The 10,377-nt window shown below is 60.5% G+C and carries 9 protein-coding genes and 1 pseudogene; all 10 read left to right on the top strand.

What is annotated here, in order from left to right:
• A pseudogene (locus AC1D1P_RS06520) lies at positions 1 to 362 on the top strand (UDP-3-O-(3-hydroxymyristoyl)glucosamine N-acyltransferase); the annotation flags it as partial.
• Complete coding sequence (gene fabZ / locus AC1D1P_RS06515; RefSeq protein ID WP_477669257.1) at positions 359 to 799, top strand: 3-hydroxyacyl-ACP dehydratase FabZ; 441 nt, start codon at positions 359 to 361, stop codon at positions 797 to 799. The pseudogene AC1D1P_RS06520 and the gene fabZ, both read left to right, overlap by 4 nt.
• Positions 800 to 954: 155 nt before the next feature.
• On the top strand, positions 955 to 1,749 hold the full coding sequence (gene lpxA, locus AC1D1P_RS06510) for an acyl-ACP--UDP-N-acetylglucosamine O-acyltransferase (RefSeq protein WP_477669258.1): 795 nt from the start codon (positions 955 to 957) through the stop codon (positions 1,747 to 1,749).
• 14 nt (positions 1,750 to 1,763) lie between these two features.
• A complete protein-coding gene (gene lpxB, locus AC1D1P_RS06505; protein WP_477672449.1) occupies positions 1,764 to 2,978 on the top strand; it encodes a lipid-A-disaccharide synthase in 1,215 nt (404 codons plus the stop codon).
• A complete protein-coding gene (rnhB, locus tag AC1D1P_RS06500; protein ID WP_477669260.1) occupies positions 2,950 to 3,567 on the top strand; it encodes a ribonuclease HII in 618 nt (205 codons plus the stop codon). The genes lpxB and rnhB overlap by 29 nt, the downstream gene beginning before the upstream one ends.
• Positions 3,564 to 4,355: a TrmH family RNA methyltransferase gene (locus AC1D1P_RS06495; RefSeq protein ID WP_477672448.1), complete on the top strand. Its 792-nt coding sequence runs from the start codon at positions 3,564 to 3,566 to the stop codon at positions 4,353 to 4,355. Before rnhB ends, AC1D1P_RS06495 begins: the two co-directional genes overlap by 4 nt.
• A gap of 391 nt (positions 4,356 to 4,746) precedes the next feature.
• Entirely contained in the window at positions 4,747 to 5,931 is a 1,185-nt protein-coding gene (gene carA, locus AC1D1P_RS06490) for a glutamine-hydrolyzing carbamoyl-phosphate synthase small subunit (protein WP_477672447.1), read from the top strand.
• Positions 5,931 to 9,161 (top strand): carbamoyl-phosphate synthase large subunit, encoded by a 3,231-nt coding sequence (gene carB / locus AC1D1P_RS06485; protein WP_477672446.1) that lies wholly within the window; start codon positions 5,931 to 5,933, stop codon positions 9,159 to 9,161. Before carA ends, carB begins: the two co-directional genes overlap by 1 nt.
• A gap of 133 nt (positions 9,162 to 9,294) precedes the next feature.
• Positions 9,295 to 9,771 (top strand): transcription elongation factor GreA, encoded by a 477-nt coding sequence (greA, locus tag AC1D1P_RS06480; RefSeq protein WP_477649842.1) that lies wholly within the window; start codon positions 9,295 to 9,297, stop codon positions 9,769 to 9,771.
• Between the two features lie 92 nt (positions 9,772 to 9,863).
• Positions 9,864 to 10,301, top strand: coding sequence for a DUF4149 domain-containing protein (locus AC1D1P_RS06475; protein WP_477669264.1), 438 nt, complete (start codon positions 9,864 to 9,866; stop codon positions 10,299 to 10,301).
• Positions 10,302 to 10,377 lie beyond the last annotated feature (76 nt).

Raw genomic sequence — 10,377 nt, 5'->3', positions numbered from 1 at the left:
GTGTGAAGCTCGATAACCTGGTCCAGATCGGCCACAACGTCCGGGTTGGCAAACATACCGCCATGGCCGGCTGTGCCGGCGTCGCGGGCAGCGCCACGATTGGTGCGCATTGCACGGTGGGGGGCGGCGCCATTGTGCTGGGCCACCTGACGCTCGCCGATGGTGTGCATGTCTCGGCTGCATCGGTGGTAACCCGATCCATTTTGAAGCCCGGGCATTACACCGGGCTCTTTCCCATCGACGACAATGCTGTCTGGGAAAAAAATGCCGCTACGCTCAAGCAGCTTCATACGCTTCGTGAGCGTCTCAGGGAGGTCGAAAAAGCCATCCTGCACTCAGGACACACTCAAGAAAAATCATGATGGATATCCACCAAATTCTCAAACAGCTGCCGCATCGTTATCCCATCCTGCTGGTGGACCGGGTGCTGGAAATCGAAAAAGGCAAACGCATCAAGGCGCTCAAAAACGTCACGATCAACGAGCCCTTTTTTATGGGGCACTTTCCCCATCACCCGGTGATGCCGGGGGTATTGATACTGGAAGCCATGGCGCAGGCGGCCGCGCTGCTGGCCTTTGCGACGCTGGGCGTCACGCCCGACGACAAGACGGTCTATTACTTCGCCGGCATCGACGGTGCACGCTTCAAGCGCCCCGTTGAACCTGGCGACCAGCTGATCATGGACGTCACACTGGACCGCATGAAGGCCGGCATTTTTAAATTTAAAGGGGTCACCAGGGTAGGTGAGACCATTGCCTGCGAAGCCGAATTGATGTGCACCATGCGCACGATCGCGTGAATGGCCCCCACGCTTTTCGCTTCGCGTAATTCGCTGCCCCCCGAGAGGGCTGCTGCGCCTGCGGTCTGGCGGAGCCAGTCCCGCGGCCCCGGTGTGAAGGGGGACTTGCCCATACGGCTTTTGGCCGACCTATTCGCTGAACAGTTGATTTCGTCATGACGGCTATACATTCCACTGCACTTATTGATCCGCAAGCCCAGCTCCATGAGTCGGTGAGCGTCGGTCCCTATACGGTCATTGGTCCGCACGTGAAGATTGGTGCCGGCACCACCGTGGGTGCCCACTGCGTGATCGAAGGACACACCACCATAGGCCGTGACAACCGGATTTTCCAGTTCAATTCACTGGGTGCAATTCCGCAGGATAAAAAGTATGCGGGTGAACCTTGTGAACTGGTGATCGGCCACCGCAACACCATTCGCGAGTTCTGCACCTTCAACATCGGCTCGCCGGGCGACACTGGCGTGACCCGTGTGGGGGATGACAACTGGCTCATGGCCTATGTGCATCTGGCGCACGACTGCGTGGTGGGCAACAACACCATTTTTGCCAACAACACCCAACTGGGTGGCCATGTGCATGTCGGCGACTGGGTGATTCTGGGCGGCTTCACCGTCGCGCACCAGTTCGTGAAAATCGGTGCCCACAGCTTCACCGCCATGTGCTCGCTGCTGTTTGCCGATTTACCGCCTTTTGTCATGGCGCAGGGACAACCGGCCGAGGCGCGCTCCATGAATTTTGAAGGGCTGCGGCGACGGGGCTTTTCACCGGAGCGAATTTCCGCTGTCAAGGCCATGCACAAAGCGCTGTACCGTGACGACCTGACCCTGGATGTATCGCGCGAGCGCATTGCCGCTCTGACGGAAAAGTACCCGGATGCCGCGCCTGATGTGCAGATGATGCTTTCATTTCTGGAACAAACCTCGCCGCAGCGCGGCATTGTCCGGTAAGACCTATGTCGTTGATGGAGCCAAGCCCTCTGCCAGCCCGTAGAGAGGCAGGCCTCCCCGTTGCGGACTCCCTGAGAGCCCGTTCCCCTTGCGTGGCGATGGTCGCGGGCGAAACCTCTGGAGATTTGCTCGCCGGCCTGCTGCTCGATGGTTTCAAGGCCCGCTGGCCGGCACTGACGTCAAACGGTATCGGCGGCTCACAGATGGCAAGCCGCGGTTTTAACGCCTGGTGGCCCAGTGAAAAGCTGGCGGTACGCGGGTATGTTGAGGTATTGCGGCATTACCGCGAGATCGTCGGMATACGCGAACAACTGAAGCAACGCCTGCTKGATCAGCGCCCAGACCTTTTCCTTGGCATTGATGCACCCGACTTCAATCTTGACCTGGAGGCGGCGCTCAAGGTTCAAGGCATCAAGACCGTGCATTTTGTCAGCCCCGCCATCTGGGCCTGGCGTGCCGACCGTGTTGAAAAGATACGGCGCAGTGTGGACCACGTGCTGTGCATCTTTCCTTTTGAGCCTGCGCTGCTGGCTGCTCATGGCATTGCCGCGACCTATGTGGGTCACCCGCTGGCCAATGTCATTCCCCTGCAGCCTGACCGCGCAGCGGCCCGGCGCAAGCTGGGTTTGCAGGATGAAGACACCGTGGTGGCCATTCTTCCCGGCAGCCGGAAATCCGAAATCCAGTACCTCGCGCAACGATTCTTTAAGGCTGCAGCCCTTATTCAACATGCGCAACCAGCTATCAAATTTATAGTGCCGGCCATTCCCGCGCTGAAGGGCGTGATTGAGCGCCATGCGGACGTGGAAGGAATGAAACCCCATCTGCAGATCATCGAGGGCCAGTCCCACAGCGCGCTGGCGGCATGTGATGTAACGCTGATAGCGAGTGGCACCGCCACGCTGGAGGCGGCGCTTTTCAAGCGGCCCATGGTGATCGCCTACAACATGAACTGGCTGTCATGGCAAATCATGCGGCGCAAGAAATTGCAGCCATGGGTGGGCCTGCCCAATATCCTCTGCCGGGAGTTTGTCGTTCCGGAGCTGCTGCAGGACGCGGCCACGCCTGAGGCGCTGGCAGCGGAAGTGYTGAAATGGGTTGACGCAAAGTCTTCGGCACCTGACAAAATAGCGGCTGTAGAACAACGATTTACCGCGCTGCATGCGGAACTGCAGCGGGACACTTCAAAACTGGCGACAGATGCGATCCAGCAAATTCTTGAAAGCTGAGCAAACACCCTTGTCATGGGATACGCCTGGCCTTGTGGCTGGCGTGGACGAAGCTGGCCGGGGACCATTGATGGGCCCGGTGGTCGCGGCCGCCGTCATTCTTGATGAGCTCAATCCCATTCAGGGGCTGGCCGACTCCAAGAAGCTCACGGCCTTGCGCCGCGAAAAACTCTATGACGAAATCCGCGCCAAGGCACTGTGCTGCTCGATTGCGCTGGCAACCGCCGAGGAGATCGACAGCATCAACATCCTGCAGGCTACTTTACTGGCCATGCGGCGCGCGGTGGAAGGCCTGCGCCTCAAGCCCAACAAGGTGCTGGTCGACGGCAACCGGCTGCCAACACTGGTGATCCTGTCCGAGGCCATTGTGGGTGGTGACGCGCTGGTGCCTTCGATTTCCGCAGCGTCGATTCTGGCCAAGGTTTACCGCGACCGTTGGTGCGCGGAGTTCCATCTTGAGTATCCCCAGTACGGGTTTGCCGACCATAAAGGGTACGGCACGGCCGAACATCTGGCTGCGTTGCGCGAACACGGCGCCTGTCCCCAGCATCGCAGGTCCTTTGCGCCGGTGGCTGAGGTCTTGCGGTGAGTTCCGGCTTCTCCGGATCCTCCGGCTCCGCCACGTACATCACTTCGCGCGACAACCCTCTGATCAARGASCTGCGCAARCTSTCGCARGACAGCACCGCGTACCGCAARCAGGGSCGCGTCTGGCTGGAGGGGGACCATTTATGCCGTGCAGCGCTGGCGCGCGGCCTGCAGCCTGCCATCGCCGTTTTTTGTGAATCATTTTGGTCTGCAAGCCAATCTGAATGGGCGCAAGCAGCTATCAAAAACATAGTAATTTCCGATGCACTGCTGCCGGAAATCAGCGGCCTGGAGTCACCCGCTCGCATGGGTTTTGTGCTGGATTTGCCGGCGCCCGCCAGCCCGCAACCCCATGCAGCCTCGGTCATCCTGGACCGTGTGCAGGATGCCGGCAACGTGGGCTCCATCCTGCGCAGCGCAGCGGCCTTTGGCTTTGGCCAGGTTCTTGCCCTCAGGGGTACGGCGGCGCTCTGGTCGCCCAAAGTGCTGCGTGCCGGTATGGGTGCCCACTTTGCACTGCAACTGGTGGAAGGCCTGGAGCCCGAGGCTCTGGCAGCATTGACCGTGCCCATCGTTGTCACCAGCTCGCACCAAGGCAGCTTTTTGCATCAGCAGAAGTTGCCTGTGCCGTGTGCATGGGCCATGGGCCACGAAGGGCAGGGCGTTAGCGACGACCTCATGAGCCGGGCGGCGCTCAAGATCCGCATCGACCAGCCGGGGGGCGAGGAGTCGCTTAATGTGGCAGCCGCGGCCGCAATTTGCCTGTACGCAAGTTCGCTGAAGATATAGACCCACCCCCGTCCAGGCTCACTGCGTGTAGCCCGTTCCCCCCTTCCGGGGGGCGGCGCCTGGGGCTGGCAAAGCCGAACCCGCGGCCCCCACTGGTGAAATACTCCCCTGCATTCGCCCTGAATCTTCAAGCCAGCATGAGCCGCGGAACCGGCTCTGCCGGGCCGTAGGGCGGGCAGCCCCCTCGGGGGGCAGGGAGCTACACGAAGTGAGCGACCGTGGGGGCCACATCCCTAGGCTATAATCAAGGGCTTTTCAAAACACAGCTTCGCCCGAGCGCAGACAAAGCAAACACCCTCACAAAAGCAGCCAACTAAGGCAGCCAGCAAGAGTCTCCCTGAGACGTTTCTTGTGCACGCTTGGGCGAACCGTAACCAACCCGGAGAACCCAGTGCTTTTGTCTCTACAGGGATCACGCGAAAAATCCCCACACGCCATACTGGCGCTCGCAGACGGCACGGTCTTTATCGGCAATTCCATTGGAGCCGCAGGCTCCACAGTCGGCGAGGTGGTGTTCAACACCGCCATGACCGGCTATCAGGAAATCCTCACGGATCCGAGCTACTGCCAGCAGATCGTCACCCTCACGTACCCGCACATCGGCAACTACGGCATCAATGCCGAAGACGTCGAAGCTGAAAAAGTCCACGCGGCCGGCCTGATCATCAAGGACCTGCCGCTGCTGGCCTCGAATTTCCGCATGACCATGACCTTGTCCGAATACCTGGTCAAGGAAAACACGGTAGCCATCGCCGGCATAGACACCCGGCAGCTCACACGCCACCTGCGCACCAAGGGCGCGCAAAACGGCTGCATCCTGGCACTGCCTGCGGGCGAAGAAGTCAGTCAGCCCGCGATCGAAAAGGCCGTTGCGGCCGCGCGCGGCGCCCCCAGCATGGCCGGGCTCGACCTGGCCAAGGTCGTCTCGGTCAAGCAAACCTACGAATGGACGCAGACCGAATGGAAACTCGGCGCGGGTTATGGCGTGCAAATCACGCCCAAATTCCACGTCGTGGCTTTTGACTTCGGCGTGAAGAAAAACATCCTGMGCATGATGGCCGAGCGCGGTGCGCGCATCACCGTGGTGCCGGCACAAACGCCAGCTGCCGACGTGCTCAAGCTCAAACCCGACGGCATCTTCCTGGCCAATGGCCCGGGCGACCCTGAGCCTTGTGACTACGCGATTGCGGCGGTGCGTGAACTCATTGAGACCGGCATCCCGACTTTCGGTATCTGCCTGGGCCACCAGATCATGGCGCTGGCCAGCGGCGCGAAGACCTTCAAGATGAAGTTCGGCCACCACGGTGCCAACCACCCGGTGAAAGACCTGGACAACGGCCGCGTCAGCATCACCAGCCAGAACCACGGTTTTGCGGTGGATGAAAAAAGCCTGCCCGCCAACCTGCGGCCCACGCACATCAGCCTGTTTGACGGCACGTTGCAAGGCCTGGCCCGCACCGACAAGCCGGCGTTTTGCTTTCAGGGTCACCCGGAAGCCTCGCCTGGCCCGCACGATATTTCGTATCTGTTTGATCGTTTCACAGCCCTCATGGAACAGCATGGAGGGAACAAATAATGCCAAAACGTACAGACATCAAATCCGTCCTCATCATCGGCGCCGGCCCCATCATCATCGGCCAGGCTTGCGAGTTCGACTACTCCGGCGTGCAGGCCTGCAAGGCGCTGCGCGAAGAGGGCTACAAGGTCATCCTGATCAACAGCAACCCCGCCACGATCATGACCGACCCGGCGACCGCCGACGTCACCTACATTGAGCCCATCACCTGGCAGACAGTCGAAAAAATCATCGCCAAGGAACGCCCTGACGCCATCCTGCCGACCATGGGCGGACAGACTGCGCTCAACTGCGCGCTCGACCTCTGGCACAACGGCGTGCTCGACAAGTACAAGGTCGAGCTGATTGGCGCCAAGCCCGAAGCCATCGACAAGGCCGAAGACCGCCTGAAATTCAAGGACGCGATGACCAAGATCGGTTTGGGCTCAGCCCGCTCCGGCATTGCGCACAGCATGGATGAAGCCTGGGCAGTCCAGAAAACCGTTGGTTTCCCGACCGTGATCCGCCCAAGCTTCACGCTGGGCGGCACCGGCGGCGGCATCGCCTACAACTCCGAAGAATTCGAAGTGATCTGCAAACGCGGCCTCGAAGCTTCGCCCACCAATGAGCTGCTGATTGAAGAATCGCTGCTCGGCTGGAAAGAGTACGAGATGGAAGTCGTGCGCGACACCGCCGACAACTGTATCATCGTCTGCTCCATTGAAAATCTGGACCCGATGGGCGTGCACACCGGTGACTCGATCACCGTGGCACCGGCCCAGACGCTGACTGACAAGGAATACCAGATCCTGCGTAACGCCTCGCTGGCTGTGCTGCGGGAAATCGGCGTGGATACCGGTGGTTCCAACGTGCAGTTCTCCATCAACCCGGTCGACGGCCGTATGGTCGTGATCGAGATGAACCCGCGCGTCTCGCGCTCATCGGCGCTGGCCTCCAAGGCCACGGGTTTCCCGATTGCCAAGGTCGCGGCCAAGTTGGCGGTGGGCTACACGCTCGACGAGCTGCGTAACGAAATCACGGGCGGCGCAACCCCAGCGAGCTTCGAGCCCAGCATCGACTACGTCGTCACGAAGATTCCGCGTTTCGCGTTCGAGAAATTCCCGGCTGCTGATTCGCGCCTGACCACGCAGATGAAGTCTGTGGGTGAGGTGATGGCCATGGGCCGCACTTTCCAGGAGTCCTTCCAGAAAGCGCTGCGCGGCCTGGAAGTCGGCGTCGACGGCATGAACGAGAAGACGCAAGACCGTGAAGTGCTTGAGAAAGAACTCGGCGCGCCCGGCCCCGACCGCATCTGGTATGTGGGTGACGCGTTTGCGCTGGGCATGAGCGTCGATGAAGTCTTTGCGCTCACCAAGATCGACCCGTGGTTTCTCGTGCAGATCGAGCAGATCGTCAAGATAGAACTTGAACTCGAAACCACCTCGCTCGACAAGATCGACGCCGTCACGCTGCGTGCGCTGAAGCAAAAAGGCTTCTCCGACCGCCGACTGGCCAAGCAGCTCAAGACCACCGACACGGCCATTCGCGAAAAGCGCCGTGCGCTGGGCGTGCGTCCGGTCTACAAGCGCGTGGACACCTGTGCCGCCGAGTTTGCCACCAACACCGCCTACATGTATTCGACCTATGAGGCCGAAGGCAGCGAGTGCGAAGCCGCTCCGACCGACAAGAAAAAAATCATGGTCCTCGGCGGCGGGCCCAACCGCATCGGGCAGGGCATCGAGTTTGACTACTGCTGCGTGCACGCGGCGTTGGCCATGCGCGAAGACGGCTACGAGACCATCATGGTCAACTGCAACCCTGAAACCGTCTCGACCGACTACGACACCTCGGACCGCCTCTATTTCGAACCGCTGACGCTCGAAGACGTGCTCGAAATTGTCGACAAGGAAAAACCGTTGGGCGTGATCGTCCAGTACGGCGGCCAGACGCCTTTGAAGCTGGCGCTGGATCTGGAAGCGAACGGCGTGCCCATCATCGGCACTTCGCCCGACATGATTGACGCGGCGGAAGACCGCGAGCGCTTCCAGAAGCTGCTGCACGAGTTGAAGCTGCGCCAGCCGCCCAACGCCACGGCGCGCACCGAGCCCGAAGCGCTTGAAAAAGCCGCTGCGCTGGGTTACCCCCTGGTTGTGCGCCCCAGTTATGTCCTGGGCGGCCGTGCCATGGAGATCGTGCACGAGCAGCGTGACCTTGAGCGCTACATGCGCGAGGCTGTCAAGGTCAGCCATGACTCGCCAGTACTGCTGGATCGCTTCCTGAACGACGCCATCGAGTGCGACGTCGATTGCCTGCGTGACCCCGAAGGCCGCACTTTCATCGGGGGCGTGATGGAGCACATCGAGCAGGCCGGCGTGCACAGCGGCGACTCCGCGTGCTCTTTGCCGCCATATTCCCTGAGCGCGGAAACCGTCACCGAAATCAAGCGCCAGACCGCCGCGATGGCCGAGGCACTGACGGTGGTGGGTCTCATGAACGTGCAGTTCGCGATCCAGAACATTGACGGCAAAGACGTCATCTACGTGCTGGAAGTCAACCCGCGTGCCTCGCGCACGGTACCCTTTGTCAGCAAGGCCACCGGAATCCAGCTGGCCAAAGTGGCAGCACGTTGCATGGTGGGCCAGTCGCTGGCTTCGCAGGGCATCAAGGACGAAGTCACACCGCCTTACTTCAGTGTCAAGGAAGCGGTGTTCCCCTTCGTCAAGTTCCCCGGCGTGGACACGATTCTCGGCCCCGAGATGAAATCCACCGGCGAAGTCATGGGCGTGGGCAAGACTTTCGGCGAAGCCTTCGTGAAGTCCCAGCTCGGCGCGGGCACCAAGCTGCCGACCTCCGGCAAGGTGTTCCTCACCGTCAAGAACAATGACAAGCCGCGTGCCGTGGAAGTCGCGCGCAAGCTGGCGGCCCTGAAGTTTGAAATCGTGGCCACCAAAGGCACTGCGGYCGCCATCCAGGCCGCGGGTATCGCCTGCACTGTGGTCAACAAGGTCACCGAGGGCCGGCCGCACGTGGTGGACATGATCAAGAACAACGAAATCGCCCTGGTCATTAACACGGTGGAAGAGCGGCGCAACGCGATTACCGATTCGCGCCAGATCCGCACCTCGGCGCTGCTGGCCCGTGTGACGACGTACACCACCATTGCCGGCGCCGAAGCGGCCGTGGAGGGCATGAAGTACCTGGATAACCTGCCGGTTTATTCCGTGCAGGAGTTGCATGCGCAGCTAGGCTGACAGCCTGACGCCCCGGGTTTTTTCCGGATTTCAGCAGATCCGATTTGCATTAAACTTGTTTGATTGAAACTTTGGATTCAAGCGCCGCCGCCAGGTGACTGGTGGCGGTTTCGCTTTTGAGAGGAGCAAAAACATGGCAACCATTCCCATTACCAAGCGTGGCGCGGAAAGCCTCAAGGCCGAACTGCACCAGCTGAAAACCGTTGACCGGCCCTGGGTCATCAATTCCATTTCCGAAGCGCGTGCGCAGGGTGACCTGAGCGAAAACGCCGAATACGACGCCGCCAAAGACCGTCAGGGCTTCATCGAAGGCCGTATTCAGGAAATCGAAGGCAAGCTTTCCGCTGCCCAAATCATCGACCCGTCCGAACTGGACGCGGGCGGCAAGGTCGTGTTCGGTTCCACCATCGAACTGGAAGATGAAGATACCGGCGACAAGGTGACTTATCAGATCGTGGGTGAAGACGAGGCCGACATCAAGGCGGGCCGGGTCAACATCAGCTCGCCGATTGCACGTGCGCTGATCGGCAAAGACGAAGGCGATACAGCCGAAGTCCAGGCGCCAGGCGGTATCAAACGCTACGAAATCATCGCGGTGATGTACATCTAGAAAATGTGGCCCCCACGCTCACTCACTGTGTGTAGTTCTCTGCCCCCCGAGGGGGCTAATTTCCCCAGGGGCGGCCCATCGGAAAATTTCCAATGAAGCAACGCTTCAATGTGATGGTGGCGGCTCTCTGGTGGGGCAGCCTGACTGGTTTGGGATTCGTGGTGGTTCCCATGCTGTTCGCCAATCTCGGCACGCCCGCTGTTGCCGGTGCCATGGCGGCCAAGCTCTTCACTGCGCAGACCTGGCTCAGCACGGGCTGCGCCATGCTGTTGCTTCTGGTTTTTAACAAAAAAGACGATACAGCCCTTGCGCAGCAAGCGCAAGCAGCTATCAAATTCATAGTGACTGGCTTGTTGCTGGCCTTGCTGGTGGAGTTCGGTATCGCGCCGCGCATCGTCAGTGCGCGTGCCGAAGGCGGCAACCTCAAGCTTTGGCATGGCCTGGGTACGGCGCTGTATGTTGTGCAGTGGCTGTGCGCCGGCCTGGCGCTGTGGCGCTTGAGTCGCTCGACGGTAACCGAAATCACCTGAATTTCCCCGGCAAGCAGGGGCCGCGGGACCGGCTCTGCCGGACCGCAGGCGCAGCGGCCCCCTCGGGGGGCAGGGA

Source organism: Polaromonas sp. P1_E1_2 (assembly GCF_056406035.1).
Note: the sequence above shows the minus strand (reverse complement) of the source record. Positions and strands in the feature narration are given on the sequence as shown.

Bases quoted from the DNA above. Each gene is read 5' to 3' on its own strand.
- fabZ (WP_477669257.1), top strand. From the start codon at position 359: ATGATGGATATCCACCAAATTCTCAAACAGCTGCCGCATCGTTATCCC.
- lpxA (WP_477669258.1), top strand. From the start codon at position 955: ATGACGGCTATACATTCCACTGCACTTATTGATCCGCAAGCCCAGCTC.
- rnhB (WP_477669260.1), top strand. From the start codon at position 2,950: ATGCGATCCAGCAAATTCTTGAAAGCTGAGCAAACACCCTTGTCATGG.
- greA (WP_477649842.1), top strand. From the start codon at position 9,295: ATGGCAACCATTCCCATTACCAAGCGTGGCGCGGAAAGCCTCAAGGCC.
- AC1D1P_RS06475 (WP_477669264.1), top strand. From the start codon at position 9,864: ATGAAGCAACGCTTCAATGTGATGGTGGCGGCTCTCTGGTGGGGCAGC.